Origin of the sequence: Agrobacterium tumefaciens, from assembly GCF_005221385.1 — a bacterium.
GTDB lineage: Bacteria > Pseudomonadota > Alphaproteobacteria > Rhizobiales > Rhizobiaceae > Agrobacterium > Agrobacterium tomkonis.
In genome coordinates this window covers 780360-806662 of sequence record NZ_CP039903.1, presented here as the reverse complement: position 1 = coordinate 806662, position 26303 = coordinate 780360, and the positions used below count along the sequence as shown (strand labels likewise).

Here is a 26303-nt window from a genome sequence, read left to right as displayed (position 1 = left end):
TCAGGATTATCAGTTGTTGGTCGGTTTTTCCGCCTCTGCGCCACCCGGCTGGCCATCCACGGCCACATCCGGATTGGCGCCGGCTGCCGCCTTTTCCGCCTCGATCTTGCGCCAGCGGCGGACATTGGCGTTATGCTCGTCCAGCGTCTTGGCAAAGACGTGGCCGCCCGTACCATCGGCAACGAAATAAAGGTCGTCGGTTCGCCAAGGATTGGCAACCGCCTCAAGCGCCGCCCGGCCCGGATTGGCGATGGGTGACGGCGGCAGGCCCTTGATCACATAGGTATTGAACGGCGTCTGCTTCTGCAGGTCCGACTGGTAGATCGGCCGGTCGGACGGTTTGCCGTCGCCGCCGAACAGACCATAGATGATCGTCGGGTCGGATTGCAGGCGCATGCCCTTCTTCAGGCGGTTATAGAAAACGGAGGCGACGTGGGCGCGCTCATCATCCTTGCCGGTTTCCTTCTCGACGATCGAGGCAAGCGTCACAAATTCCTCGACGGTCTTGATCGGCAGGTCGGGGTCACGCCGCTCCCAGATCATGTCGATCAGCTTGTCCTGCGCAGCACTCATCTGGTTGATGATCTCTTCGCGCTTGGTGCCACGGGTGAAGCGATAGGTATCCGGGCGCAGGCTGCCTTCCGGCGGCAGGGCGGAGGGCAATTCGCCGTCCAGAACCTCGTCTGCTCCGAGGCGCGCGAACATCTGCTTGACGGTCAGGCCTTCCGGCAGCGACACGGAATAAAGGATCGACTTGCCGGATTCCAGCAGCACCATGATGTCCTTCATCGATGCGCCGGCCTTGATCTCATATTCACCCGCCTTCAACGTCTGGTCCTTTTGCAGGTAGCTGCCGGTCATCAGGCGGAAGACGCGGGCATTCGAAACGACGTCGTTGCGTTCGAGATTATTGGCGATCTCGATAATGCCGGCGCCGTTACGCACCGTGAAATGCGTGTTCGTCTGAAGCGGACCGGGCTCCTGGAACGCGTTGATCATGTAATAGAACGCGGCGATGGCCAGGACACAGACGGCAACCGCAAGCGTCATCAGAAAATTCAGGAAGATCACCAGCTGGCCGTGGGCCTTGCGGGAGCGCTTCGGCGGGGCCGGCACCTTTTCCGGGCGTAACGCCTCGGTCGGGGATTTCGGAATGATCGGGCCGCGATTGCCTTCGCCCGCGCCGTTCTGTCCGTATGGTCCCTGGCTGTTCTGGTTCGTGTCGCTCACCGTCGGTCCTTTTCAGTTCGGCGTTGTCAGCGCTTTTTGCGCAGGTAATGCGGCAAAAACAGGTTCGGAATATCTTCCTGTACCACATGGAGACATTGTGAATGCCTCTTTTCCGGCTTCACGAAACATCGTTTCGGGCAAAACCCGGTCAGCTATAGCCGTCTGTGATCTGAAATTCGCCCGCACCGGGGAAATTACCCCGAGACCGGCAAATCATCTCCCGTAAACGACTACAATATCGGCGCGAAAATCGAAATGGCTTTCGCAGACCGCAAGGCGTTCTTCAAGGGAAGAGCGCCCTGTTTCAGCACCCGGCAGGAGAAAGCCGCAACCGCCCGAGACGGCTTGCGGCGGGGGCGCCACCGCGACGGCAGATCCGTCGCGATTTGGATTGTGTTTCAGGCTAGTCTCTACCCCAAAACCGCAGCGCGGTTTCGGGAGACATGCTCTAAGCTTCGTAACGACGCAGCACGAGGGAGGCGTTGGTGCCGCCGAAACCGAAGGAGTTCGAGAGCGCCACGTTGACCTGCCGCTTGCGCGCCTTGTGCGGCACCAGATCGATCTTCGTCTCGACATCGGGATTGTCGAGGTTCAGCGTCGGCGGAACGATGTTGTCACGGATTGCGAGTGTCGCGAAGATTGCTTCGATCGCACCTGCCGCACCGAGCAGATGGCCGGTGGCCGACTTGGTGGAAGACATGGAAATCTTCGAAGCCGAATCGCCGACGAGCCGCTCGACTGCGCCAAGCTCGATCGTATCGGCCATGGTGGATGTGCCGTGGGCGTTGATGTAGTCGATATCATCAGGCGTCAGGCCGGCGCGCTTCAGCGCCATCAACATGCAGCGATACGCGCCCTCGCCGTCCTCGGAAGGCGCCGTGATGTGATAGGCATCGCCGGAGAGGCCATAACCGACGACTTCGGCGTAAATCTTCGCGCCGCGCGCCTTCGCATGTTCCAGCTCTTCCAGAACGACGATGCCGGCGCCCTCGCCCATGACGAAACCGTCGCGGTCGCGGTCATAGGGGCGGGATGCCTTCTGCGGGTCGTCATTGTGCTGGGTGGAAAGCGCCTTGCAGGCGGCAAAACCGGCAAGCGCGATGCGGCAGACCGGCGATTCGGCACCACCGGCAACCATGACATCGGCATCACCGAGCGCGATCAGCCGGGCGGCGTCGCCAATAGCGTGTGCGCCGGTCGAGCAGGCCGTTACCACGGAATGATTCGGGCCGCGCAGCTTGTGGCGAATGGAAACCTGGCCGGATACGAGATTGATCAAGCGGCCGGGAATGAAAAATGGTGAAATGCGACGGGGACCCTTGTCGCGCAGCGTATAACCTGCCTCGACAATGCCTTCCAGGCCGCCGATGCCGGAGCCGATCAGAACGCCGGTAGCAATCTGGTCTTCATCCGTTTCCGGATGCCAGTCCGCATCGGCAAGCGCCATGTCGGCGGCGGCCATGCCGTACAGGATGAAAGGATCGATCTTGCGCTGTTCCTTGGGCTCCATCCAGTCATCGGCATTGAATGTGCCGTTGGAGCCATCACCGACGGGAATGCGGCAGGCGATCTTTGCCGGCAAGTCTTCGACTTCGAATTCAGTCACGAGACGGGCGCCATTCTGGCCGGCCAGCAGCCTTTCCCAGGTAACTTCCGTTCCGCATCCAAGAGGAGATACCATGCCGGTACCGGTGATAACGACACGCCTCATCGCCAACGCTCCGCCCTTATCCAAATCATCGGTCTTCTCTGCAAGGCCGGACGCCATGGACTGACGTTTGCGGGACGCTGCAGCATTTCGAATGTCCGCACAATTTTCGCCACGCACCGTTTCCGGCCGGGAAGCTTATGCGGAGCCCGGAACGCGCGCCGGTTCGGGCACGTACCGTCTCTCTATAAAACATTGGCCCGGACGAGCCGGGCCAAGATGGGAGGATATTGCACCTCCCCCATGAAGGTCGATCAGGCCTGGGCCTTCTCGATGAACTTGACGGCGTCGCCAACGGTCAGGATCGAGTCAGCTGCGTCGTCGGGAATTTCAACGCCGAATTCTTCTTCGAAAGCCATGACCAGTTCAACGGTGTCGAGCGAATCAGCGCCCAGATCGTCAATGAAGCTGGCGCCTTCGACAACCTTGTCGGCGTCAACGCCAAGATGATCAATTACAATTTTCTTTACGCGTTCTGCGATATCGCTCATGTCGGTTTCCTCGACCTTTATTTTGAAGGGAATGCCTTACGGCACCCTGCCCTGTTAGAAGCCCTCATGCGCCGTTCAAATCCGGCACCGCTGGCAAACCCGTTCAACCCGGTCCAAGCTAGACATCGTCACGCAAAATCGCAACGGCTTCCTGTCTCTCCGGGACGACTGTTCACAGTCTTGGCCCGCTTAACACGGTTTCAATCGGTCGAAAAGCCTGAAAACGCGCTAAGCACAGCGTATGACAGGCAATTTCGCCGGAAACCGGCCGGCGGGGCCTTGCGGCGCCAGGCACCCAAGAAGGTGCTGAAATAGCGCCGCAATCTTTTCAAGACGCCTTTGAAGCGCCCTCAGATCATCGCCATGCCGCCGTTGACGTGCAGGGTCTGGCCGGTCATGTAGGCGGCTTCATTGGAAGCCAGGTAAAGAACGGCGGATGCGACTTCCGCTCCCGTCCCCATGCGCTTCATGGGAATGGCGCCCATGATGGCGTCTTTCTGCTTGTCATTCAGCTTGCCGGTCATGGCGCTTTCAATGAAGCCCGGCGCCACGCAGTTGACGGTGACGTTGCGGGTGGCGATTTCCTGCGCCAGCGACTTCGAAAAACCGATCATGCCGGCCTTGGAGGCGCAATAGTTGGCCTGGCCGGGATTGCCGGTGACGCCGACGATGGAGGTGATGTTGATGATGCGGCCGAAACGGCGGCGCATCATCGGATGCGTCAGTTCACGCGTCAGGCGGAACATCGCGGTCAGGTTCACTTCGATGACGTTGTCCCAGTCCTCGTCGCTCATGCGCACGAAGAGGCCGTCCTTGGTGATGCCGGCATTGTTGACGAGAATATCGACGCCCTCCAGCTCGGCTTCGGCCTTTTCGCCGAGAGCCTTGACCTCGGCGCGGTCGGCAAGGTTAGCCGGGAAGATCTTGACGCGATCGCCAAGTTCCGCCGCCAGCGCCTCGAGCTTTTCAACGCGCGTGCCATGCAGGCCGACGGTTGCGCCCTGTTTGTGCAGAAGGCGGGCGATTTCTTCGCCGATGCCACCGGTCGCGCCGGTTACGAGAGCCTTGCGGCCTGTCAGATCTAACATGGTCCGTTCCTTCTTTAGAGCAAATCCTGCAGGAGCTTTTTGCGGTTCTGCGTCGGGAATTGTCGAAATAAAAGCCGTTGCGGGGCGAAGCCCGCCTCAGCCGATAAGAGTGGCAAGAAGCTGGTCGATATCGGCTGCACCGTTGACGGCAACGCCATTCACCGTCTTGTCGATACGGCGGGCAAGGCCCGTCAGCACCTTGCCGGAGCCGATCTCATACAGCTGCGTGACATTGTTGGCGGCGAACCACTCAACCGTTTCGCGCCAGCGCACCTGACCCGTCACCTGTTCGACCAGCAGGGCAGCGATCTCATTGGCATCGGAAACAGGAGCGGCGCGCACATTGGCGATAACAGGCACGACCGGATTGTTCTTTTCAACCTTGGCCAGCGCCTCGCGCATCGCTTCTGCGGCCGGCGCCATCAGCGCGGAGTGGAAGGGCGCGGAAACCGGCAGCATGATGGCGCGCTTGGCGCCTTTTTCGGAAGCGATCGCGGCGGCTTTCTCGACGGCGGCCCTGGAGCCGGAGATGACCAGCTGACCGCCGCCATTATCATTGGCAATCTGGCAGACGCCGAGAATGCCGGCCTCCTCGCAGATTGCCGAAACCGCATCGTGTTCCAGCCCGATGATCGCGGCCATTGCGCCTTCGCCGACAGGCACGGCGGCCTGCATGGCGTTGCCGCGGATGCGCAGAAGCCGCGCGGTATCGGCAATCGAAAAAGTGCCGGCAGCACAGAGCGCCGAATATTCGCCAAGCGAATGGCCGGCGACATAGGAGACAGCGTCGGAGAGCTTCAGGCCACGCGCTTCGAGAACCCGCATGACCGCCATGGACACCGCCATGAGGGCTGGCTGGGCGTTCGCCGTCAGCGTCAGCGTCTCTTCCGGGCCGTCCCACATGATATCGGAAAGCTTCTGGCCAAGCGCCTCGTCTACTTCCTCGAACACGGCGCGCGCCTCTGCATAGGTATCGGCAAGCTCCTTGCCCATGCCGACGGCCTGGCTTCCCTGACCGGGAAATGTGAATGCAATACCCATGGGATGTGGTCCTTCTTTTCTGGCCTTGCCTTTATTCCTGCGACTTCCATTCACATTCCCGCCAGCGAAGTCAAGGCTTGAGGCCCTATGGCAGGCCCTTCTCCGGAGTTTTGCCGACCTGTTTTCCCCTGCCTTTTCATCATATTTTTTCTTGCACTGCGGCAATTCCCCATTACTTTCATGCCACCCTTCAAAACATCTCGCCAAGCACCGGGACATTTCCATGAAACATAGACTATTGGGCCGCACGGGTATTTCCGTGTCCGAAATTTGCCTTGGCACCATGACGTGGGGCACACAGAATACCGAAGCCGAAGCACATGCGCAGATGGACTACGCCGTTGCGAACGGCGTCAATTTCTTCGATACGGCCGAGCTTTACCCCACCACCCCCGTTTCCGCTGAAACCCAGGGGCGGACGGAAGACTATATCGGCACATGGTTCGAAAAGACCGGCAAGCGTGATCAGGTCGTGCTCGCCACCAAGGTTGCCGGTTCGGGACGCGATTATATTCGCGGTGGCCGCGATATCGATGCCGCCGCCATCCGCGAGGCCGTCGATACCAGCCTCACGCGTCTGAAGACGGACTATATCGACCTCTACCAGATCCACTGGCCGAATCGCGGCACCTATCACTTCCGCGGCGCCTGGGGTTTCGATGCCTCCGGTCAGGACAAGGAGCGCACGCTCGCCGAAATCACCGAAAAGCTCGATACGCTGGGCGAACTGGTGAAAGCCGGCAAGATCCGCGCCATCGGCCTTTCCAACGAAAGTGCGTGGGGCACGCAGAAATATATCGACATCGCCGAGGCCCGCGGCCTGCCGCGCGTCGCCACCATCCAGAACGAATATAACCTGCTCTATCGCAGCTTCGATCTGGACATGTCGGAAGTCGCCCATCACGAGGATGTCGGCCTTCTCGCCTATTCGCCACTGGCGGCCGGGCTTCTCACCGGCAAATACCAGAACGGCGCATACCCTGCGGGATCCCGCGGCACGATCAACAGGGAGCTCGGCGGCCGCCTGCAGCCACACCAGGAAGCGCCGGTCAAAGCCTATCTGGAGCTTTCCGCCGAGCATGGGATCGACCCGGCACAACTCGCCATCGCCTTCTGCCTCACCCGCCCCTTCATGGCCGCAGCCATCATCGGCGCGACGACGATGGAGCAGCTGAAGGTGGATATTGCCGCCGCCGACGTGACCTTGTCGGATGACGTGCTCAAAGGGATCGCGGCGATCCATCGGAAATATCCGATGGCGATCTGATTTTGCTGTGACGTGGCCTTCCTGGCCGCGTCACATTACTAAATTAGAAATAGCGACCGTAAAAAATACACTTTAAAAGTTTATCCGCTTATGTATGCTATATGCATGGTGGGCAAGCAAAGTTCCGCGTTCCGCAAAGCTGCGCCATTGGCAGTCATGTATTTCATAACGCGCAACGTCGCTCATCCTGAAAGCCATCTTTCAGATCGATGACCTGCGCCTTTCCGGAACGGGTAACGACATGGCATATCTCTATAAAATCATCCGCAACGGCAACGATTTTTCCGCCTCCGCAGACGGTGGCCCGAGCTTCTTCGTGGGCCGGCGCGTGCCCTATGAGGGCAATATTGGGCTGTATAATATTTTTGCGGGCAGCAGGCTGCCGAAACTAGACTATAAGGCTCATGATTTTACCGGCGCTTTCGGCTTCTGGGCCGAATTCGTGGAGCCAACGGCCATTTGTGAGGGGCGTAATTTCCTTACCCTCAACAGCTATGACCGGGCGGCTTTCACTTTCGGCTTCGGCCAGTTTGCCGCCCATGTCGAAGAAGGCGATTTCGTTCAGTATCTGCGCAAACTGCTGACTCTCGCTGATGCTGTCGATTATTTTCCGCATCTCAGTATCAAGAACGGCCATGTCCACGCCCTTGACGGGCTGGGCCGATCAACCGAACTCGAAAACCCACAAACAACAAATCCGTTGATGAATTATCTCAATCCAACGCTCGCCGAGGTGGAAGACGCCGAAGTGATTGCGGCAACGCGGTTCATCCATTGGACGGTTCAGTCACAAGCGGCCCGGGAGGTGCAGGTTTCACAAATGGTCGCGACGTTCAAATCCTTCATGAAAAGGGCGGAAAAACGCGTGGACATGCACAACAGACCGGCCGCGCAATGCTGCGTCATCGCCGACATATTGCATCACGGGCGGGGCGGAAAAATGACATGGCCGCTTATCGCGGAGGCGCTGCGCAGCACGCGTCCCTTTGAAGCCCTTCTCAAAATCACGCCGCCGTGGCAACAGAGAACCGAGAAGCTTGGGCGGGCGATCAAGGCCAACTCCGCCTTCGTCAACAGAACATGGAACTCGGCCAAACAGGATTTCGACCTACTGTGACAGGCTGACCCAGCGGCAGCACACGGCACACTAGATGACGTTTCCGAGAGGGAACTCGGGAAAGTGGTTGCTATTTATCCGAAAATCCGTATAAGCGCGCTGTTCACAACACCCGGTCCAATTGGCTGGTGGCTGAACGGAGGGCTGGTTTCGGTAACGAAACAGCAGGAACCATAAGGTTTTTCCGGCCTCCCGTGTCTCCGCTCTCGACCGTCTCGAACAACGCTTTTCTTGCTTTAAGGCTTCACAGCCTCACCCAAGAGCAGTCGTTGAGGCTTAGCGCCGCTGCCGGGTGAAGGACGAAACGCAAGAAAGGCAAAGCTTAAATGGCTCTTTACGAACACATCTTCCTTGCCCGGCAGGATATTTCTGCCCAGCAGGTCGACGCACTTGTCGAGCAGTACAAGGGCGTTATCGAATCGTTCGGCGGTAAAGTCGGACGCGTCGAGAACTGGGGTCTGAAGTCCCTCACCTACCGCATCAAGAAGAACCGCAAGGCTCACTACGCTCTCATGGACATCGACGCTCCGGCGGCTGCAGTTCATGAAGTAGAGCGCCAGATGCGCATCAACGAAGACGTTCTTCGCTACATGACCATCGCCGTCGAAGCCCACGAAGAAGGCCCGTCCGCGATGATGCAGAAGCGCGATCGCGACGACCGTCCGCGCCGTGACGGCGACCGTCCGGACCGTGGCCCGCGTGAAGATCGTGGCCCCCGCGCACCGCGCGAAGGTGGCTTCGGCGACCGCGAAGACCGTCCGCGCCGTCCGCGCGAAGACCGTGCATAAGGAGAATTGACCAATGGCTGATACATCCTCTTCCCAGGCACGCCGCCCGTTCCACCGCCGTCGCAAGACGTGCCCCTTCTCCGGCGCCAACGCTCCGAAGATCGACTACAAGGACGTTCGTCTGCTGCAGCGCTACATTTCCGAGCGCGGCAAGATCGTTCCTTCCCGCATCACGGCCGTTTCCCAGAAGAAGCAGCGCGAACTCGCCCAGGCGATCAAGCGCGCCCGTTTCCTCGGCCTGCTGCCTTACGTCGTAGCGTAATGATTTGAAGCGAGGCTGCGTTTTGGCGCGGCCTCGCTTTCTCCTTTGAAGCTACTGCCTTCTAAGCAGTAGGTTGAAGGCTTCCAAATCCTTCCGCGTTGGGCGCGGATCGATACCATAAAACCCATGTTGGGGATGAGGCTCTCGGGAGCGATCCTCTAACTGCTTAAGTTTCAGCAGGACAGCGAAGTGCAAAAGTTGAACCAGACAGTGCTGATCTCCGGCGTTCTCGCCGGCATATGCGCCGCGTTTTTGACGCTTGGCGCAACGGCACAGTCGTCCTTTTCCTTCCTGCTTTATGCCGGGTCGGCCATGCCGATCTTCATCGCCGGGATGGGCTGGGGCAATCGCGCCGCCATCGTCGCAATCATCACCACGGCCATCATCGGCGCGCTGGTCATGTCGCCGCTTTTCGCGCTGACCATCGCCATTTTCACACTGATCCCGGCGGGCTGGCTTTCGCATCTTGCCAATCTGGCGCGTCCGGCCTCCGAGCTCGGCGGCCCGGATGATCTGCTTGCCTGGTATCCGCTGTCCGGCATAGTCCTGCATCTGTGCATTCTGGTCTGCATCGCCGTCATTATTCTCGGCTGGATGATTGGCTACGGCCCTGATCTCGTCGCCCGCATGGTCGATATCATGATGACCTCGGTGCAGAACCGCGAACCCCTGTTCGAGCCCAATGCCGAGGCGCTGGCCCAGACAAAATCGCTGCTGGTGCTGATGCTGCCGATCGTTCAGGGCGGCCTGTGGGTCATCCTCTTGTTTGCGGCCTATTATTTCGCAACCCGGCTGGTTGGTTCCTTCGGCAAGGGCCTTCGCCCGCGCGAGGACATTGCTTCCGCGCTGCGCATGCACCGCAACGCGATCTTCATCTTTCTGGCCGGTATCGTGGCCATGTTCTTCGGGGGCGTCGCCGCCATGGTTGGCGCGGTCATCTGCGGCACCTTCGGCGCGGGTTTCCTGATGGCAGGTTATGCCTCGCTGCATAAAAAAGCGCGCGGAAAGGACTGGCGACTGCCGGTTCTCATCCTCGCTTATCTCTCGGCGGTCTTTGTTTTTCCGCTGTTCATCATTCTCGTGCTCGGCTTGAGCGACGTGCGCAGCACGATCTCGCTGACGCCTGCACGGAAAACCGATAATTCGAACGAAACCAACACATAGAAAGGATCAAGAAGATGGACGTTATTCTTCTCGAACGCATCAACAAGCTCGGCCAGATGGGCGAAACCGTCAAGGTTCGCGACGGTTATGCCCGTAACTTCCTGCTGCCGCAGGGCAAGGCGCTGCGCGCCAACGCCGCCAACAAGACCCGCTTCGAAACCGAGCGCGCAACGCTTGAAGCCCGTAACCTCGAGCGCAAGTCGGAAGCCCAGAAGGTTGCCGAAGCACTCGAAGGCAAGTCCTTCATCGTCGTCCGTTCGGCTGGCGAAACCGGTCAGCTGTACGGTTCTGTTGCTGCCCGCGACGTCGTCGAAATCCTCGGCGCAGAAGGCTTCAACATCGGCCGCAACCAGGTTGAACTGAACACGCCGATCAAGACCATCGGCCTGCACAACGTTACCCTGCACCTGCACGCCGAAGTCGAGCTTCAGGTCGAACTGAACGTTGCCCGTTCCGCCGAAGAAGCCGAACGCCAGTCCAAGGGCGAAAGCCTCACCTCCGCCGACGCCATCTACGGCGTTGACGAAGACGCACTGCGTCCGGAAGACTTCTTCGATCCGGAAGCTGACGGCAACGGCGACGACGAATAAGATCTGGCTTAACGGCCATAGGAAAACCCCGGATGGCGACATCCGGGGTTTTTTGTTTGTGGGGTTGGAGTGTGCCGTTGGATACCCCCTCTGCCCTGCCGGGCATCTCCCCCTCAAGGGGGGAGATCGGCAAGAGGCGCTGCCAACACTCCATTCGCAACGGTTGAGATGGGTGAGACCTGACCGCAGATCGATCTCCCCCCTTGAGGGGGAGATGTCCGGCAGGACAGAGGGGGGTGCCTTGCCGCAAACTCCCATATCTACCTCGCCGCCGTCTCCGCCCCTTCCGGTGCCACGCTCTTATCCACATGCACCACGACCGACATGCCCGGCGACAGTTCCGTCGCCAGCGGCTGATCCGCGTCGATCGCGATGCGAACGCCAAGGCGCTGGGCGATCTTCACGAAATTGCCAGTCGCATTATCCGGCTTGATGACGGCGAATTCCGATCCGGTGGCCGGCGAGAACCGCTCGACACGGCCGTTGAGCTTACGGCGGTGCAGCGCATCCACCGAGATCGTCACCGGCTGGCCAATCTGCATGCCGGCAAGCTGGGTTTCCTTGAAGTTGGCGATGACCCAGACATCATGCGGCACGACAGCCATCAATTGTGTGCCGGCCGTGACATATTGACCGGTGCGCACGCCGACTTCACCGAGCCTGCCGTCCACCGGTGCATGGATTTCGGTATTCTCAAGATCGATCCTGGTGAGTTCGACGGCGGCTTCGGCATTGGCGACCGCCGCCTGCAGGGAGCTGCGGTTGACGATGATCGTCTGCAAGTCCTGGCGCGAAACCTCGAGCGCGGCTTTCGCCTGCGACAGCGATGCCCGCGCCTTTTCAAGCGCGGCATGCGCCTCTTCCTGCAGGCTGGAGGTTCCGACGCCGCTTTTGATGAGATTATCCTGCCGGTCGGATGCTAGCTGTGCCTGCTTCAGAGAGGCCTCAGCGGCATCGACAGCCGCCTGGCTGGAAAGAATATTGGCATTGGCGGCGTTTTCCTGCTGGCGGGAATTATCGAGCGCTGCCTTTTGCGTATCGAGCGATGCAGCCGCCTGCGCCTGTTTCTGGCGGTAGATGCGGTCATCGATCTTTGCCAGCAACGTGCCTTGTTTGACTTCCTGATAATCCTTGACGGGTACGTCCACCACATAGCCGCTGACCTGCGGGCTCATGGTCGTGACGTAGCCGCGCACGAAGGCGTTGTCAGTCATTTCCACGGTGGAGAGAAACGGTGGCAGCCGCCAGGCGTAAAGCACGAGTGCTATGCCGGCGAGGCCGCCGAGCAGTACGAGAATGGAAACGGGGGTAAAAAACTTCTTCAGCATTTTGTCACTCTTGGAATGTTCAAGACTGTGGTGCCGGTGCGGCATCGACATTATCCCGGAGAAGGAACGGACGGATGCGCATCCAGGCAAGGTGGAGCAAAAGCGCGGCCAGTGCCAGCGCCGAAACAACTGATATCAGCAGGAACGTGTCGTTATAGGCGAGCACATAGGCCTCCCTGCTGACCTGCTGTCCCAGAAGCGACAGCCCCTCTGCCTTCAGCAGCGCCGGATCGGTGATGACATGGCTGTAGGCACCGGAAAGCTGGGATACGCGCTGAGCGACCACGGGGTTGGTGAGCAGGATATTTTCCACCAGAACATTGGAATGGAATTTTTCGCGCAGCGTCACGAAACTGCCGAGCAGCCCGGTCATCAGCATCGAGCCCGTGATCTGGGTAAACAGAAAGATGGCGATGAAATTCACCAGATAAGGCGCACCTCTGGCAAGTGCTGCGGCAAAACCCTTGGACATGACGGGCGGCAGGAACATGGCGGCGCCGAAGGCGATCATCATCTGGCTGAGATACATTTCACCCGGCCGCGTCAGATTGGTGGACTGGCTGTCCATGAACGAGCCGGCGGTAATCAGCGCCAACGCGATCACATGGGCCGTTTCGACATATTTCGTCAGCATCAGCCAAGCACAAGCCGCACCGCCAAGCACCGTCGCCAGCAGCACCAGCGCATAAAGCGTTGTCGTCTGCTCGTTCAGCAGACCAAGCTGCTGGTAAAAACCGACCGCCGTTGAGGATTGCTCGGAGGAGACCGCACGATAGACGAGCAGGACTGCGATAACATGCAGGTTGGTTTTCGAGAAAATCCAGCGCAGGTCGAGCAGCGGGTTCTTGCGCGGCAATTCTATGAAGGCCATGAGCGTGAGGAGCGCGATCGACGTCGCCAGAAGCACGCCCAGCCACCATGTTTCGAACCACCAGTAAAACCGGCCGAGTGTCAGCATCACCGCAAGACAGCCGAGACCGCCAGCAAACAGCAGATAGCTCAGAATATCCACGCGCTCGATGACTTTGGCGCGCGGCGGCGGCGTGACTTTCAACACATAGATCATGGCGAAGGAGATCAGCGCAAAACCCACCTCCATGGAATAGAGCGCGTTCCAGCCGCCGATTTCCAGCAGGGAGGGCGAAACGATGCGCGCGATGGGTGCCGACAGCAACGTGCCGGTCAACGCGATGCTGAAACCGAGCGAGAATTTTCGCGCCGGAGGAAATGCTTCAAGAATATAGAGAAAGCCCAGTGACGAGATCGGAGCGGCGGCCATGCCGCTGACGAAACGGATGACAGTTGCCGAATGCAGGTCCGTCACGAAGAGGTTGAGACAGGAGGCAACCACGAAGGCGATGATCGAGAGTTCGGCAAAGGGCCGCAGGCCATATTGCGCCCTGATCTTGAAGAGCGCGATGGAGAAGGTGGCATAGGGCGCCATATAGGCGGCGGAAAGCCAGGCCACCTCAGCCACCGTGGCGGAAAATTCGCCCTGAAGCTGGTAGATATTGGCCATGACGAGGTTCATGCCAAGGCCCTGGGTTATGAAGAACGACAGGCCCGCAAAGATGAAACACAGCCGCAGCCACACCGGCCGCTCAACCGGCTGCGGTGCGGCGGGAACAGCGGGCTCCGTCGCGATCTCACCGCCATCGGCATCGTTCGCCGTTTGGGGGACAGCCGCGGTTTCCTCCGGCCTGACAACAGTCACATCCTTTTCAGAGGCAGCCTCGTCCGTGGTCTGCGGCAACACGGTGCTCACGATTGCACCCTCCCGGCCGCAAGGTTTTGCAGATTGGCCGAAAGACGGCGCATCACATCAAGCGCCATGGCCAGATCTTCAGACGAAATATCGGCGGTGATTTCCGAGCGCAGCGTCTTTGCCACAGCCTGCACCGTGCCGGAGGTCTTCTCACCCTCTTCCGTCATGTGAATGCGTTTGGCACGGCGGTCGTTTTCATCGGAGCGGCGTTCGATGAGGTTCTGTTTTTCCATGCCATCGAGAACCCGCACCAGTGTCGGGGTTTCGATTTCCATTTCTTCGGCAAGCTCGGTCTGCGTCAGCGGGCCGCGCCTCGACAGGGCAAAAAGCGCACGCGCACGCGCCAGCGTCAGGCCGCTTTCCCCTACCCGCGCATCAAAAAACGCGCGCAGTTTGCGGGTAAAAGCGGAAACCTCATCAAGAAGCTGTTCCTTGTCGGTCTCGCGGGACATGTCAGCAAGCCTTATAATTAGCACACTACTTATTTACTGCCTATTTATTCGCAAGCCTGACGATTTTCAAGTTTCTTTCATGCCGGGTCTGCCATGCGGTAAACTCATGGCAGCGAATCACGTTGCCGGAAAATTCCGGCACCCTGTCCTCACCCGCCTGTGGATTGCTGGGGACAACTGAAGATGTGATCCAGCTTTAACAGAGCGGACGTCAGCCTGTCGTATAGTGTTGCAACAATATCATTGACTGCCATGCCCCAGGAAGCCAAACCCAAGGTTTAAGGACAAGGCAAGGGAGATCGCGCAAACCATGAACGACGCTGTGAGAAAGATCACCCCCGCAGAACCGCATTACCGCGAGGCGCCGAACAATATCGAGGCCGAACAGGCGCTGCTTGGCGCCATCCTCGTCAATAACGACGCCTATTACCGTGTGTCGGATTTCCTTAAGCCCGTGCATCTCTACGAAGCCCTGCATCGCAAGATTTTCGAGGTGGCGGGCGATATCATCCGCATGGGCAAGACCGCCAATCCGGTGACGATCAAGACCTTCCTGCCCGCCGACGACAAGATCGGCGACCTGACGGTGGCGCAATATCTTGCGCGTCTGGCCGCAGAAGCCGTGTCGATCATCAACGCCGAGGATTACGGCCGGGCGATCTACGATCTGGCTTTGCGCCGCGCGTTGATCCAGATCGGCGAGGATGTCGTCAACATCGCCTTTGACGCGCCGCTCGACATGCCGCCGCAGGCGCAGATCGAAGACACCGAGCGCCGTCTGTTCGAACTGGCGGAAACCGGCCGTTACGACGGCGGCTTCCAGTCGTTCAACGATGCGGTGGCGCTGGCGATCGACATGGCGGGCGCCGCTTTCGAACGTGACGGCAATCTTTCCGGCATTTCCACCGGCATTCATTCGCTCGACGCCCGCATGGGCGGCCTGCAGCGCTCCGACCTTATCGTGCTTGCGGGTCGTCCGGGTATGGGCAAAACCTCGCTGGCCACCAACATCGCCTATAACATCGCGGCATCCTACGAACAGGAAGTGCAGCCCGATGGTTCTTTCAAGGCGAAAAACGGCGGCGTCGTCGGCTTCTATTCACTCGAAATGTCGTCCGAACAGCTGGCCACCCGTATCATTTCCGAGCAGACGGAAGTCTCCTCCTCGAAAATCCGTCGTGGTGACATCACCGAGGCGGATTTCGAAAAGCTCGTCGCCTGCTCCCAGATGATGCAGAAGGTGCCGCTTTACATCGACCAGACCGGTGGTATCTCCATCGCCCAGCTTTCCGCCCGTGCGCGCCGTCTGAAGCGCCAGCGCGGCCTCGATGTTCTGGTCGTCGACTATATTCAGCTGATGACCGGCGGCGGCAAGGGCGGCGAAAACCGCGTTCAGGAAATCACCCAGATCACCACCGGCCTCAAGGCACTTGGCAAGGAACTCAACGTTCCCATCATCGCACTGTCACAGCTCTCCCGTGCGGTGGAAAGCCGCGAGGACAAGCGCCCACAGCTTTCCGACCTGCGTGAATCCGGCTCCATCGAGCAGGACGCCGACGTGGTGCTGTTCGTGTTCCGTGAGGAATATTACGTCAAGAACATGGAGCCGCGCGATCCCGCCGACCCGAAATACGCAGAATGGGAAAACCATTTCGACCGGGTGAAGGGCACGGCGGATGTCATCATCGCCAAGCAGCGTCACGGACCGACCGGCACAGTGAAACTCGCCTTCCAGTCCGAATTTACCCGCTTCGCCGATCTGGCCGACCCGTCCTTCAGCCAGTACGAGGAGCATTGATCCGAACCGGATGGTGAGGGCGAAACGGTTTTCGCCCTCACACCCCCCATTTCAATATGGGACCGGATGGAGTCTTTTCAGGGCCTTGGCAGGATTTTCTTACAATCCGATTCCGCGCAGCAGCGCCACGGTGACGACGCCGAGCGTGGCTGCCGGCAGCAGGCTGAGACGCAGCGCCGCAACCGCGGTTACCGCGCAGGCGATGGTTTCTGCCAGCCCGCTCGCAAGTGCAGTCGGCGTGACAACGGCCATCAGAACGGCGGGCGGCACCACGCCGAGCGCCTTCTTCAGGCGCGGCGTCAGGGTAAAATGGCTGACCAGCAGCAGGCCGCCAAGCCGTGTGGCGACTGTTGCCGCCATCATGGCAAGGATCGTCAGCAGGGTATTGACATCAAGCGTCATGCCGGCTGCTCCGCCTGTTCTTCGTGACCGAAGGCTGCGACGGCAAGTCCCGCCAGGGCACCGGCGGCAATATACCAGGCGCCGGGAACCAGCGCATAGGTGAGGCAGGCGGCGGATGCGCTTGCCAGCAACACAAAGCCCGTCTCCCTGCCCTTCCAGAAACCCATGAGCAACACGATGAAGACGGCCGGGAAAGCGAAATCCAGACCGAGGATCGACATGTCGCCCATGACCGAGCCGAGCAGCGCGCCTGCAAGTGTGCTTAAATTCCAGAGCAGATAGATCGGCAGCGCCGCGCCGATAAAAAAGGCTGCGGTCAAATTTGCAGTCATTGCCCGAAACTCCGACAGCGCCCAGGACTCATCCGTCAGCACCAGCATGGCCGCATATTTTCGCCAGCCGGTAAAGTCATCCAGCTTGCCGGCGATGGAAGCGCTCATCAGCACATGGCGCAGATTGACCAGCAACGCGGCAAAACCGAGTGCGCTCCAGCTCGCCGGATGGGTCCAGAGATCCATGGCAACGAATTGCGAGCCGCCGGCAAAGACCAGCAACGACATCAGCGACGCTTCCAGCGGCGACAGACCCTTGCCGATGGCGACTGCGCCGAACACGACGCCGATCGGCACCATGGCAACCAATAGCGGGGCAGCGGCGCTGAGCCCCGCGGTAAATTCGGCACGTTTTTCCGATACGGACATCCCATCCTCCCATTCAGAAGAGTGCGATTACGCCTAGAAAGTCTCCCGGTCTTGAATGAAAGTGACGTCGGTCGAAGGAAAACAGGGCAGCAGATCAAGCCGTCCGAAATTGCCCCGGCGTGACGCCGGTGCGCGCCTTGAAATGCCGGGTGAAATGCGCCTGATCGGCAAACCCGCACAGCGCCGCCACCTCGGCCGGCATCTCGCCGGCGCGCAGAAGGCGGCGCGCCTGCCGGATGCGAACATCCGTCAGATAGGCATGCGGGGTAATGTGAAATTCCTTCCTGAAAGCCCGGATGAGATGGGCGCGGCTGAGACCCGCGATAGAGGCCAGCTCCTCCAGGCCGATATCGGTCTCGTAGTTGTCGGCAAGATAGTCGCGGGCGGTATAGACCGCCGTTTTTTCGCGGGTTTCGACCGGCAGTATGATGGCGCTGCCGTGCCTGCCGAAGAGGGTGGCGAGAACCGAGAACATGCCCTCATCCGCTTCCAGCGCTCCGGATTTCGCCTCCAGCCGCCGGTGCGCCATCTGGAAGGCCGCGGCCATCTGGGGATCGCGCGGCAGAAACCTCGGGAAAGACGGTGTGCCGTGAAAGGCCCTGCCCGTGACATCCTCGATGACATCACGCAACAGCAAGCTGTCGGGATAGATCATCCGATAACGATAACCGCCGCCGCCCGGCGCGCCGTCGTGAACCTCATCCGGATTGATGAGATAAAGATGCCCCGGCCCCGTCTGTTCGGTGGTGCCCTGAATGGTGGAAATCTGCGAGCCGCTTTCGATCGCACCGATCGAGAAGGTGTCGTGCGCATGCGGCGAATATTCATGGGTGAGAAAAGTCGCGCTCAGACATTCCATGCCGCCGAAACGCCCGTCACGCCAGAAACGTGTCGTTTCCGTCGCGGCAATCGGCATGGCATCTATGGCCTGTTCCTGCGAAACATTGTGCATGAGCCGAGTTTAAAGCATTCGATCCTTACCGTCTTGAACAAAAGTGCTAGGGTCTGGCCGGTTCCAAAATCAACCGGACGCATGGCATGACAGACGACTTCGAAGATACATTTGCTGAAAACGAAACCGACGCTTTCGAACACGCGCCGCTGAGGCTGACCATCGATCTCGGCGCGCTCGCCGACAATTGGCGGGACATGAAGAAGCGTTCCGGCAAGGCGCGGACGGCGGCTGTCGTCAAGGCCGATGCCTATGGTCTCGGTATCGAGGATTGCGGTGCGACGCTCTACCATGCCGGCGCGCGGGACTTTTTCGTGGCAACGGTGGCCGAGGGCGCGACGTTGCGTTCCTATGCCCCGGAAGCGCGCATCTTCGTGCTCTCTGGCATCTGGCAGGGCCAGGAACGGCAGGTCTTCGACAATGATCTGGTGCCGGTGCTGGCCTCCGAGGAACAGCTGTCCTTCTGGATGGCGACAGTTGCCGAGCGGGGCGACCACCCCTGCGCGCTGCATGTGGACACCGGTTTCAATCGCCTCGGGCTGCCGCTCGACGACGCGCTGTTTCTTGCCGACGACGTGACGCGACCGGCAAGTTTCGACCCGGTTCTGGTTCTGTCGCATCTCGCCTGCGCCGACACGCCATCCTCGCCGATGAACAGGGTTCAGCTCGAATCATTTCGGAAGGTTAGCGCTGCTTTCGAAGGTATCGAATCAAGCCTTTCGGCTTCCGCCGGTATCTTTCTCGGTCCCGACTATCATTTCGACCTCACCCGCCCCGGCATTGCTCTTTATGGTGGCGAAGCGGTCAACGATGTGTCCAACCCCATGCGGCCTGTCGCCACGGCCGAGGCGCGGATCATCCAGATACGCGAGGCCGGAGAAGGCCAGACCGTCAGCTATGGCGGCAGCTTCCTGCTCAAGCGCGCCAGCCGGCTTGCCATCGCTGCCGTCGGTTATGCGGATGGGTACCAGCGTTCGCTGTCCGGCTCCGGCATTCCGCTGCGCGAAATGGGCCATGGCGGCGCTTATGGCGTCGTGAATGGTTACAAGGTGCCCGTTGCCGGCCGCGTAACCATGGACCTGACCATTTTCGACGTCACGGATGTGCCTGTTAATGCCATTCGCAGCGGCGACTATATCGAGCTTTTTGGTCCCAACGTGCCGGTCGACGAGACCGCACGGGCGGCCGGCACCATCGGCTATGAAATGCTGACAGGGCTTGGCCTGCGCTATGAGCGGCAATATCTGATGGCCGACGATTAAGCCGTAGCCTTGGCTCTTGGAAAGCGGAAGCTACCTGTGCTACAAGAGAACAAAAGGAGATCGAAATGCCCGAAATCCATTTGAGCGAGCAGGACGAGAAGTTCATTGAGGAGCAGGTGGCGGCGGGTGTCTACAGCGACGCGGACGCCGTCATTCATGCGAGCCTGCAATTGCTGAGCAGTGATGAAGGTAAACGAGCCGCGCTTCAGTTGCTGATCCAGGAGGGCATCGACGACGCCGAGGCGGGCCGGGTTCACCGTTATGCCTCACAGGACGAGTTTCTGGCCGATATCAAAAGAGCTTCCGCGCAGCTAAAAACGGGGACCGGCCATTAAAATCCGGACTCCAACCTTGACCACACGCGCAAGGCGCGACCTCGCCGAAGACCACGCCTATATCGAGACTGAAAATCCCCTTGCTGCCGATCGCTTCGCCCTCGATATCTTCAATAAAATCGAATCGATAGCGGCACTGGGCTTATCCGGTGTCTCAAGAAGCGGATATGGAGCCGGGCTTCACAGCATCGCTTATCGTGAGCGCGTTATTTTCTTTCGTGTCGACGAGAATGAACTTACCGTTCTGCGCGTGCTGCATGGCCATCAGGACATTTCCGTCAAAGATTTCAAACAAGAAGAAAACTGACATAAGATGGCCAAAGCCAAGACCCAATTCGTGTGCCAGAACTGCGGCACGGTTCACACCCGCTGGGCGGGAAAATGCGAAGGCTGCGGCGAGTGGAATACCATCGTCGAAGAGGATCCGATGGGCGGCATCGGCTCCGGGCCCGGCAAGACGCCCAAAAAGGGTCGCGCTGTCACGCTCACTTCGCTTTCCGGCGAGATCGAGGAAGCGCCGCGTATTCCGACCGGCATCAGCGAACTGGACCGGGCGACCGGTGGCGGTTTCGTGCGCGGTTCGGCGGTCCTGATCGGCGGCGATCCTGGTATCGGCAAATCGACGCTGCTGATGCAGGCGGCGGCGGCCCTGTCGCGGCGCGGGCATCGCGTCATCTATGTCTCGGGCGAAGAGGCGGTGGCGCAGGTACGCCTGCGCGCTCAGCGTCTGGAGGCGGCGGAAACCGATGTGCTGCTGGCTGCTGAAACCAATGTCGAGGATATTCTGGCGACGGTTTCCGAGGGCAAACGGCCCGATCTCATCATCATCGATTCCATCCAGACGTTGTGGAGCGACACAGCCGATTCCGCCCCCGGAACGGTAACGCAGGTGCGCACCGGAGTGCAGGCGATGATCCGTTTTGCCAAGCAGACGGGTGCGACCATGGTGCTTGTGGGCCATGTGACCAAGGAAGGCCAGATCGCCGGTCCACGCGTGGTGGAGCACATGGTCGACGCTGTGCTTTATTTCGAGGGCGATCGCGGTCACCACTACCGCATCCTGCGCACCGTCAAGAATCGCTTTGGACCGACGGATGAGATCGGCGTGTTCGAAATGTCGGATCGCGGCCTCAGGGAAGTGTCCAATCCCTCCGAACTGTTTCTGGGCGAGCGCAACGAGAAATCGCCGGGTGCGGCGGTTTTTGCCGGCATCGAAGGCACCCGTCCAGTGCTCGTCGAAGTGCAGGCGCTGGTCGCCGCCACCTCGCTCGGTACGCCGCGCCGCGCCGTGGTCGGCTGGGACAGTTCGCGGCTTGCCATGATCCTTGCCGTGCTGGAGGCCCATTGCGGCGTGAAGCTTGGCCAGCATGACGTTTACCTGAATGTCGCCGGCGGATACCGTATTTCCGAACCGGCGGCGGATATGGCGATTGCCTCCGCACTTGTTTCCTCGCTTGCCGGTCTTGCCCTGCCCGCCGATTGCGTCTATTTCGGCGAAATCAGCCTCTCGGGCGCGGTACGGCCGGTGGCGCACACGGTGCAGCGATTGAAAGAAGCTGAAAAACTTGGTTTTTCCGCCGCACTTCTGCCGTCTGGTTCAGCTGAATTGCCGAAAGCGGGCAAGGGTCGCTGGACGGAAATCGAAAGCCTGCCAGACCTCGTGGCGCGCATCGCCGGCTCCGGCAACCGGTTCAAACAGGTTGAGGACGACGAATATTGATCCTTTCGCCAAGGGAAACAGTGGTGTAAGAGGATCGCAAAATTGGCAAGGCAGCGCCTGACAAGGCGTCGCACCTCCGGAGTTGGTATATGCCCATTACAATTTTCGACGGCATCGTCATCGCCGTTGTTCTTTTCTCCGCCGTTCTCGCGATGGTGCGCGGCTTTTCCCGTGAGATTCTGTCGATCGCGAGCTGGGCGGGTTCGGTCGCCGCCGCCTATTATCTCTATCCCGTTCTGCTGCCCTATGCGCGCAACTATACCGATGACGACAAGATCGCCATTGCCGGTTCGGCGGGCGTGGTTTTTCTCGTCTCGCTCATCGTCATCTCCTTTATCACCTCGCGTATTGCCGATTTCATCATCGACAGCCGCATCGGCGCGCTGGATCGCACGCTCGGTTTCCTGTTCGGCGCGGCGCGCGGCATTCTGCTGCTCGTCGTCGCGGTCGCCTTCTGGAACTGGCTGGTGGATGTGAAGACGCAGCCGGAATGGGTGACGCAGGCCAAGTCCAAGCCCTTCCTCGACGGGCTGGTGGGCAAGCTGGAGGCAGTGCTGCCTGACGATATCGAGCCGCAGATCCGCGCCCGTATCCTTGGAAAGCCGCAGGAACCGACAGCTGCGCAGGCGCCAGCAGAAGATGTGCCGGCAACAAATCCGCCGGCAACGAATAATTGACACAGTGTCGCGCCTTGCAATGCATGCAAGGCGCGCTATTTGTGCTAAATATCAAGCACGACACAGACAGGCCGACCGGGAGACAAGCTCACCGGAGAGGTCTTTCTTTTTTCTCGTTAGAGAGCAAGGGCAAGCCGGATGATTGAGCCGCTTTCGCATTCCAAGTTTCCTGGGGCCACTTTCAAGGAAGAGATCGACGGCGACACGCTGCATGAAGAGTGCGGCGTTTTTGGCATTCTCGGCCATGCCGATGCCTCGGCGCTGACCGCTCTCGGCCTGCATGCGCTTCAGCATCGCGGCCAGGAAGCGGCGGGCATCGTCTCTTTCGACGGCAAGCGCTTCCATCAGGAACGCCATATGGGCCTCGTCGGCGATCATTATACCGATCCCGCAACGCTTGCCCGCCTGCCCGGCTCCATCGCCATTGGCCACACCCGTTATTCCACCACGGGCGAAGTGGCGATGCGCAACGTGCAGCCGCTGTTTGCCGAACTGGAAGAAGGCGGTATTTCCATTGCCCATAACGGCAACTTCACCAATGGCCTGACGCTTCGCCGCCAGATCATCGCCACCGGCGCCATCTGCCAGTCGACATCGGATACCGAAGTCGTGCTGCACCTCATCGCCCGCTCGCGCCACTCCTCCACCGCCGATCGTTTCATCGATGCTATCAGGCAGATGGAAGGCGGTTATTCGATGTTGGCCATGACGCGCACCAAGCTGATTGCCGCACGCGACCCGATCGGCATTCGCCCGCTGGTCATGGGCGAGCTTGATGGCAAGCCGATCTTCTGCTCGGAAACCTGCGCTCTCGATATCATCGGCGCGAAATTCGTCCGAGACGTGGAAAATGGCGAAGTCATCATCTGCGAAATCCAGCCTGATGGTTCGATCACCATCGATGCGCGCAAGCCGTCGAAGCCCCAGCCCGAACGTCTCTGCCTGTTCGAATATGTCTATTTCGCCCGTCCCGATTCCGTCGTCGGCGGCCGCAACGTCTATACGACGCGCAAGAACATGGGCATGAACCTTGCCAAGGAAGCACCGCTGGAAGCCGATGTCGTTGTCCCGGTTCCCGATGGCGGCACGCCGGCAGCACTCGGTTTTGCGCAGGAAAGCGGTATTCCCTTCGAATATGGCATCATCCGCAACCACTATGTCGGCCGCACCTTCATTGAGCCGACGCAGCAGATCCGCGCTTTCGGCGTCAAGCTGAAGCACTCGGCCAACCGGGCGATGATCGAAGGCAAGCGCGTGGTGCTGGTGGATGATTCCATCGTGCGCGGCACGACATCGGTCAAGATCGTGCAGATGATCCGCGAAGCCGGCGCCAAGGAAGTTCATATCCGCGTTGCGAGCCCGATGATTTTCCATCCGGATTTCTACGGCATCGACACGCCTGACGCCGACAAGCTGCTCGCCAACCAATATGCCGATGTCGAGGCGATGGCGAAATTCATCGGCGCCGATTCGCTGGCTTTCCTGTCGATCGATGGTCTTTACCGCGCCGTCGGCGGCGAGAATCGCAATCATGCGCGGCCGCAGTTCACGGACCATTATTTCACCGGCGACTATCCGACCCGCCTTCTCGACCAGAATGGCGAGGCGATGGGCAGCAAGATTTCCATGCTGGCCAGCAACGGCTGATAGCCCGAAACAACAAGCGGCCGCCGGCTTCCGGGGCCGCTTTTTTCTTGCCTTTTGTTCAGGCCGTCCCATGCGACGATTTAATCGCTTGCAGCCGGCCGCTGTGGCTTCGTAAAAGGAGGCGCAATCATTTCGGAGGGGCAGCATGACCATCAATCTCAAGGGCCGGATCGCGCTCGTCACCGGCGCTTCGCGCGGCATCGGTTATTTCACGGCGCTGGAACTGGCCAAGGCCGGCGCGCATGTTATCGCCTGCGCCCGCACGGTCGGCGGCCTTGAGGAGCTGGACGACGCCATCAAGGCCGTTGGCGGCACTGCGACGCTGGTTCCCTTCGATCTCTCCGACATGAACGCCATCGATGCGCTGGGCGCCAATATATTCGAGCGCTGGGGCAAGCTCGATATTCTGGTCGCCAATGCCGGCGTTCTCGGTGTCATCTCGCCGGTCGGCCACATCGAGGCCAAGGTCTTCGAGCGGGTCATGACCATCAATGTCACCGCCACATGGCGGCTGATCCGCTCGGTTGAACCGCTGCTGCTGAGATCGGATGCCGGCCGCGCGCTGATCCTGTCTTCGGGTGCCGCCCATAGCTGTCGCCCCTTCTGGGGTGTCTATTCCACCTCCAAGGCTGCGGTGGAAGCACTCGCCCGCACCTGGGCCGCAGAGACCGAAAAAAGCGCACTGCGCATCAACAGCATCAATCCCGGCGCCACACGCACCGCGATGCGCGCCCAGGCCATGCCCGGCGAAGACCCGGCCACCGTGCCGCATCCGTCAGAGGTTGCCGCAGCCATTCTTCCGCTTGCCTCACCGGAGCTTACCGAGACCGGCAAGCTCTTTGTCGTGCGCGACGGGAAATTCGTGGACTACCGCCAGCCGGAGTGACTATTTCATGCTTCGGCAGCCGATGCGGTCACCACGGATGCTCTTGACCGGACGGCACCGCCGCGCCATAAGGCAAGACATGAAAATAACGATCTGCACCTGCTGCTGAATAAATTTTGCTGGTTCGCCGCCGGCCAGATCGTTTTCGTCTCCCCGCAAGGTCCAACAGACAAACGGTCCGGTCAGGACAATTGACTGCCTTTAGGGAACACCCGCATGTCCTTGCGCCTCAAATTCCACAATACCCTGACACGCGAAAAGGCGGAATTTGCGCCGATCGATGCTGATAATGTGCGCATGTATGTCTGCGGCCCGACCGTTTATGATTTTGCCCATATTGGCAATGCGCGCCCGGTCATCGTGTTCGATGTTCTCTACCGGCTGCTGCGTCACGTCTATGGCGAGACCCATGTGACCTATGCCCGCAACATCACCGACCTCGATGACAAGATCAATGCGCGGGCGCTGCGCGACTATCCGCATCTGCCGCTCAACGACGCCATCCATGCGGTGACGAAGAAGACCGCCGACCAGTTCCACGAGGATGTGGCCATGCTCGGCTGCCTTCCGCCGACCGTCGAACCGCGCGCCACCGATTATATTGCCGAGATGATCGACCTCATCGAAAAACTGATCGCCCGCGGCCATGCCTATACGGCGGGCGGCGAGGTGCTGTTCGACACCCGGTCGATGGCCGATTACGGCCAGCTTTCGAAGCGGCCTCTGGACGAACAGCAGCCGGGTGCACGCGTGGCGGTGGAAGCCCACAAGAAGACGTCAGGCGATTTCGTGCTGTGGAAACTGTCGTCGCACAATGAGCCGGGCTGGGAAAGCCCCTGGGGCCGTGGCCGCCCCGGCTGGCACATCGAATGCTCAGCCATGGCCGGTCGCTACCTCGGCGAGGTGTTCGACATTCACGGCGGCGGGCTCGACCTCATCTTCCCGCATCATGAGAACGAAATCGCACAATCGCGCTGCGCCCATGGCACGCATGTCATGGCCAATGTGTGGATGCATAACGGCTTCGTGCAGGTGGAAGGCCGCAAGATGTCGAAGTCGGAGGGCAACTTCGTGACCATCTACGAATTGCTGCATACGGAGAAATTCGGCGGCCGGAAATGGCCGGGCGAGGTTCTGCGCCTTGCGATGCTGATGACGCATTACCGCGAACCGATCGACTTTTCGGTGAAGCGCCTGGAAGAAGCCGAACGCCTGCTTTCCAAGTGGCCTGCGGCCGATGCCTCAGAGGCGGCACCGGATGAAACCGTGCTCGAAGCGCTTGCCGACGATCTCAACACGGTTGCCGCCGTGCAGGCGCTGCACGCCCTGGCCCACGCCGCCAATGTGGACCCGTCCAGGCTGCCGACCTTTGCCGCCAGCGCCGCATTGCTCGGCGTTTTGCCTAAGAAGGCGGAAGTGGATGAGGCCATCGTTTCGGCTGTCGATGCGCTGGTGGAGTTGCGGCTCGAGATGCTGAAGGCGAAGAACTTTGCGGAGGCGGACCGGTTGCGCGACGAGCTTTCCGAGAAGGGGATTCAGCTGAAGGATGGCAAGGACAAGGAGACCGGGGAGCGGACGACGACGTGGGAGCTGAAGCGGTAATTTGCTGCTTCGGCTAGAGGCTCACCCCCC

Annotated in this window: 26 protein-coding genes; 15 read left to right on the top strand and 11 right to left on the bottom strand. The window is 59.9% G+C overall.

The window, feature by feature from the left end; all coding sequences use genetic code 11:
- Positions 1 to 9: 9 nt before the first annotated feature.
- The 5 genes from mltG to fabD form a co-directional block, all read right to left on the bottom strand.
- On the bottom strand, positions 10 to 1230 hold the full coding sequence (gene mltG, locus CFBP6623_RS04080; protein WP_046798810.1) for an endolytic transglycosylase MltG: 1221 nt from the start codon (positions 1228 to 1230) through the stop codon (positions 10 to 12).
- Positions 1231 to 1678: 448 nt separating this feature from the next.
- The gene (gene fabF, locus CFBP6623_RS04075) at positions 1679 to 2941 is read right to left on the bottom strand and encodes a beta-ketoacyl-ACP synthase II (RefSeq protein WP_046798965.1); all 1263 of its coding nucleotides are present in this window, start codon (positions 2939 to 2941) and stop codon (positions 1679 to 1681) included.
- A gap of 251 nt (positions 2942 to 3192) precedes the next feature.
- On the bottom strand, positions 3193 to 3429 hold the full coding sequence (locus CFBP6623_RS04070; protein ID WP_003502080.1) for an acyl carrier protein: 237 nt from the start codon (positions 3427 to 3429) through the stop codon (positions 3193 to 3195).
- 350 nt (positions 3430 to 3779) lie between these two features.
- A complete protein-coding gene (fabG, locus tag CFBP6623_RS04065; protein ID WP_006314577.1) occupies positions 3780 to 4517 on the bottom strand; it encodes a 3-oxoacyl-[acyl-carrier-protein] reductase in 738 nt (245 codons plus the stop codon).
- A gap of 96 nt (positions 4518 to 4613) precedes the next feature.
- Positions 4614 to 5558, bottom strand: coding sequence for an ACP S-malonyltransferase (gene fabD / locus CFBP6623_RS04060; protein WP_080842180.1), 945 nt, complete (start codon positions 5556 to 5558; stop codon positions 4614 to 4616).
- 223 nt (positions 5559 to 5781) lie between these two features.
- On the opposite strand from fabD, the gene CFBP6623_RS04055 reads away from it, so the two are divergent.
- The 6 genes from CFBP6623_RS04055 to rplI all read left to right on the top strand — a co-directional run bounded on the left by CFBP6623_RS04055 (position 5782) and on the right by rplI (position 10746).
- Complete coding sequence (locus CFBP6623_RS04055; protein ID WP_046798808.1) at positions 5782 to 6825, top strand: aldo/keto reductase; 1044 nt, start codon at positions 5782 to 5784, stop codon at positions 6823 to 6825.
- 241 nt (positions 6826 to 7066) lie between these two features.
- Positions 7067 to 7942, top strand: a complete 876-nt coding sequence (locus CFBP6623_RS04050; protein WP_080842181.1) for a hypothetical protein — start codon at positions 7067 to 7069, stop codon at positions 7940 to 7942.
- A 326-nt stretch (positions 7943 to 8268) separates the two neighbouring features.
- Positions 8269 to 8730 (top strand): 30S ribosomal protein S6, encoded by a 462-nt coding sequence (gene rpsF / locus CFBP6623_RS04040; protein WP_003496829.1) that lies wholly within the window; start codon positions 8269 to 8271, stop codon positions 8728 to 8730.
- Positions 8731 to 8743: 13 nt separating this feature from the next.
- Positions 8744 to 8992 carry a 30S ribosomal protein S18 gene (gene rpsR / locus CFBP6623_RS04035; protein WP_003496832.1) on the top strand — a complete coding sequence of 83 codons (249 nt, stop codon included), beginning with the start codon at positions 8744 to 8746 and terminating at the stop codon, positions 8990 to 8992.
- Positions 8993 to 9181: 189 nt separating this feature from the next.
- Positions 9182 to 10156 carry a hypothetical protein gene (locus CFBP6623_RS04030; RefSeq protein ID WP_052820347.1) on the top strand — a complete coding sequence of 325 codons (975 nt, stop codon included), beginning with the start codon at positions 9182 to 9184 and terminating at the stop codon, positions 10154 to 10156.
- 14 nt (positions 10157 to 10170) lie between these two features.
- The gene (gene rplI, locus CFBP6623_RS04025) at positions 10171 to 10746 is read left to right on the top strand and encodes a 50S ribosomal protein L9 (RefSeq protein WP_046798806.1); all 576 of its coding nucleotides are present in this window, start codon (positions 10171 to 10173) and stop codon (positions 10744 to 10746) included.
- A gap of 260 nt (positions 10747 to 11006) precedes the next feature.
- Here the strand turns inward: rplI and CFBP6623_RS04015 are convergent, their stop codons facing one another.
- From CFBP6623_RS04015 to CFBP6623_RS04005, 3 genes are read right to left on the bottom strand one after another with little or no spacing between them, the layout of a single operon-like run.
- Positions 11007 to 12074 (bottom strand): HlyD family secretion protein, encoded by a 1068-nt coding sequence (locus tag CFBP6623_RS04015; protein WP_080842674.1) that lies wholly within the window; start codon positions 12072 to 12074, stop codon positions 11007 to 11009.
- A 19-nt stretch (positions 12075 to 12093) separates the two neighbouring features.
- Positions 12094 to 13839, bottom strand: coding sequence for an MFS transporter (locus tag CFBP6623_RS04010; protein ID WP_167379156.1), 1746 nt, complete (start codon positions 13837 to 13839; stop codon positions 12094 to 12096).
- Positions 13836 to 14291 (bottom strand): MarR family winged helix-turn-helix transcriptional regulator, encoded by a 456-nt coding sequence (locus CFBP6623_RS04005; protein WP_046798804.1) that lies wholly within the window; start codon positions 14289 to 14291, stop codon positions 13836 to 13838. Before CFBP6623_RS04005 ends, CFBP6623_RS04010 begins: the two co-directional genes overlap by 4 nt.
- A gap of 310 nt (positions 14292 to 14601) precedes the next feature.
- On the opposite strand from CFBP6623_RS04005, the gene CFBP6623_RS04000 reads away from it, so the two are divergent.
- A complete protein-coding gene (locus tag CFBP6623_RS04000) occupies positions 14602 to 16089 on the top strand; it encodes a replicative DNA helicase (protein ID WP_080842182.1) in 1488 nt (495 codons plus the stop codon).
- Positions 16090 to 16188: 99 nt separating this feature from the next.
- On the opposite strand, the gene CFBP6623_RS03995 is transcribed toward CFBP6623_RS04000, so the two are convergent.
- The 3 genes from CFBP6623_RS03995 to CFBP6623_RS03985 form a co-directional block, all read right to left on the bottom strand.
- A complete protein-coding gene (locus tag CFBP6623_RS03995; RefSeq protein ID WP_052820345.1) occupies positions 16189 to 16491 on the bottom strand; it encodes an AzlD family protein in 303 nt (100 codons plus the stop codon).
- Positions 16488 to 17192: an AzlC family ABC transporter permease gene (locus CFBP6623_RS03990; RefSeq protein WP_046798801.1), complete on the bottom strand. Its 705-nt coding sequence runs from the start codon at positions 17190 to 17192 to the stop codon at positions 16488 to 16490. The genes CFBP6623_RS03995 and CFBP6623_RS03990 overlap by 4 nt, the downstream gene beginning before the upstream one ends.
- A 94-nt stretch (positions 17193 to 17286) precedes the next feature.
- A complete protein-coding gene (locus tag CFBP6623_RS03985; RefSeq protein ID WP_046798800.1) occupies positions 17287 to 18144 on the bottom strand; it encodes an AraC family transcriptional regulator in 858 nt (285 codons plus the stop codon).
- Positions 18145 to 18230: 86 nt separating this feature from the next.
- On the opposite strand from CFBP6623_RS03985, the gene alr reads away from it, so the two are divergent.
- The 8 genes from alr to cysS all read left to right on the top strand — a co-directional run bounded on the left by alr (position 18231) and on the right by cysS (position 26273).
- On the top strand, positions 18231 to 19406 hold the full coding sequence (gene alr / locus CFBP6623_RS03980; RefSeq protein ID WP_046798799.1) for an alanine racemase: 1176 nt from the start codon (positions 18231 to 18233) through the stop codon (positions 19404 to 19406).
- 65 nt (positions 19407 to 19471) lie between these two features.
- On the top strand, positions 19472 to 19741 hold the full coding sequence (locus tag CFBP6623_RS03975) for a type II toxin-antitoxin system ParD family antitoxin (RefSeq protein WP_046798798.1): 270 nt from the start codon (positions 19472 to 19474) through the stop codon (positions 19739 to 19741).
- A 16-nt stretch (positions 19742 to 19757) separates the two neighbouring features.
- Positions 19758 to 20048, top strand: a complete 291-nt coding sequence (locus tag CFBP6623_RS03970) for a type II toxin-antitoxin system RelE/ParE family toxin (RefSeq protein WP_046798797.1) — start codon at positions 19758 to 19760, stop codon at positions 20046 to 20048.
- A gap of 6 nt (positions 20049 to 20054) precedes the next feature.
- Positions 20055 to 21461, top strand: coding sequence for a DNA repair protein RadA (radA, locus tag CFBP6623_RS03965; RefSeq protein WP_046798796.1), 1407 nt, complete (start codon positions 20055 to 20057; stop codon positions 21459 to 21461).
- Positions 21462 to 21550: 89 nt separating this feature from the next.
- The gene (locus tag CFBP6623_RS03960; protein ID WP_046798795.1) at positions 21551 to 22138 is read left to right on the top strand and encodes a CvpA family protein; all 588 of its coding nucleotides are present in this window, start codon (positions 21551 to 21553) and stop codon (positions 22136 to 22138) included.
- A 138-nt stretch (positions 22139 to 22276) separates the two neighbouring features.
- Positions 22277 to 23785, top strand: coding sequence for an amidophosphoribosyltransferase (gene purF / locus CFBP6623_RS03955; protein WP_046798794.1), 1509 nt, complete (start codon positions 22277 to 22279; stop codon positions 23783 to 23785).
- A gap of 145 nt (positions 23786 to 23930) precedes the next feature.
- Positions 23931 to 24671, top strand: coding sequence for an SDR family NAD(P)-dependent oxidoreductase (locus CFBP6623_RS03950; protein ID WP_046798793.1), 741 nt, complete (start codon positions 23931 to 23933; stop codon positions 24669 to 24671).
- 216 nt (positions 24672 to 24887) lie between these two features.
- Positions 24888 to 26273 (top strand): cysteine--tRNA ligase, encoded by a 1386-nt coding sequence (gene cysS, locus CFBP6623_RS03945; protein WP_046798792.1) that lies wholly within the window; start codon positions 24888 to 24890, stop codon positions 26271 to 26273.
- Positions 26274 to 26303: the final 30 nt, after the last annotated feature.

Excerpts from the sequence above, each read along its gene's own strand:
- CFBP6623_RS04015 (WP_080842674.1), bottom strand. The coding sequence starts at position 12,074 with ATGCTGAAGAAGTTTTTTACCCCCGTTTCCATTCTCGTACTGCTCGGC.
- radA (WP_046798796.1), top strand. The coding sequence starts at position 20,055 with ATGGCCAAAGCCAAGACCCAATTCGTGTGCCAGAACTGCGGCACGGTT.
- CFBP6623_RS03990 (WP_046798801.1), bottom strand. The coding sequence starts at position 17,192 with ATGTCCGTATCGGAAAAACGTGCCGAATTTACCGCGGGGCTCAGCGCC.
- CFBP6623_RS03975 (WP_046798798.1), top strand. The coding sequence starts at position 19,472 with ATGCCCGAAATCCATTTGAGCGAGCAGGACGAGAAGTTCATTGAGGAG.
- fabG (WP_006314577.1), bottom strand. The coding sequence starts at position 4,517 with ATGTTAGATCTGACAGGCCGCAAGGCTCTCGTAACCGGCGCGACCGGT.
- CFBP6623_RS03985 (WP_046798800.1), bottom strand. The coding sequence starts at position 18,144 with ATGCACAATGTTTCGCAGGAACAGGCCATAGATGCCATGCCGATTGCC.
- CFBP6623_RS03995 (WP_052820345.1), bottom strand. The coding sequence starts at position 16,491 with ATGACGCTTGATGTCAATACCCTGCTGACGATCCTTGCCATGATGGCG.
- alr (WP_046798799.1), top strand. The coding sequence starts at position 18,231 with ATGACAGACGACTTCGAAGATACATTTGCTGAAAACGAAACCGACGCT.
- CFBP6623_RS04005 (WP_046798804.1), bottom strand. The coding sequence starts at position 14,291 with ATGTCCCGCGAGACCGACAAGGAACAGCTTCTTGATGAGGTTTCCGCT.
- cysS (WP_046798792.1), top strand. The coding sequence starts at position 24,888 with ATGTCCTTGCGCCTCAAATTCCACAATACCCTGACACGCGAAAAGGCG.
- rpsR (WP_003496832.1), top strand. The coding sequence starts at position 8,744 with ATGGCTGATACATCCTCTTCCCAGGCACGCCGCCCGTTCCACCGCCGT.
- purF (WP_046798794.1), top strand. The coding sequence starts at position 22,277 with ATGATTGAGCCGCTTTCGCATTCCAAGTTTCCTGGGGCCACTTTCAAG.
- CFBP6623_RS03960 (WP_046798795.1), top strand. The coding sequence starts at position 21,551 with ATGCCCATTACAATTTTCGACGGCATCGTCATCGCCGTTGTTCTTTTC.
- rpsF (WP_003496829.1), top strand. The coding sequence starts at position 8,269 with ATGGCTCTTTACGAACACATCTTCCTTGCCCGGCAGGATATTTCTGCC.
- CFBP6623_RS04055 (WP_046798808.1), top strand. The coding sequence starts at position 5,782 with ATGAAACATAGACTATTGGGCCGCACGGGTATTTCCGTGTCCGAAATT.
- fabD (WP_080842180.1), bottom strand. The coding sequence starts at position 5,558 with ATGGGTATTGCATTCACATTTCCCGGTCAGGGAAGCCAGGCCGTCGGC.
- CFBP6623_RS04070 (WP_003502080.1), bottom strand. The coding sequence starts at position 3,429 with ATGAGCGATATCGCAGAACGCGTAAAGAAAATTGTAATTGATCATCTT.
- CFBP6623_RS04050 (WP_080842181.1), top strand. The coding sequence starts at position 7,067 with ATGGCATATCTCTATAAAATCATCCGCAACGGCAACGATTTTTCCGCC.
- CFBP6623_RS04000 (WP_080842182.1), top strand. The coding sequence starts at position 14,602 with ATGAACGACGCTGTGAGAAAGATCACCCCCGCAGAACCGCATTACCGC.
- CFBP6623_RS03950 (WP_046798793.1), top strand. The coding sequence starts at position 23,931 with ATGACCATCAATCTCAAGGGCCGGATCGCGCTCGTCACCGGCGCTTCG.
- fabF (WP_046798965.1), bottom strand. The coding sequence starts at position 2,941 with ATGAGGCGTGTCGTTATCACCGGTACCGGCATGGTATCTCCTCTTGGA.
- rplI (WP_046798806.1), top strand. The coding sequence starts at position 10,171 with ATGGACGTTATTCTTCTCGAACGCATCAACAAGCTCGGCCAGATGGGC.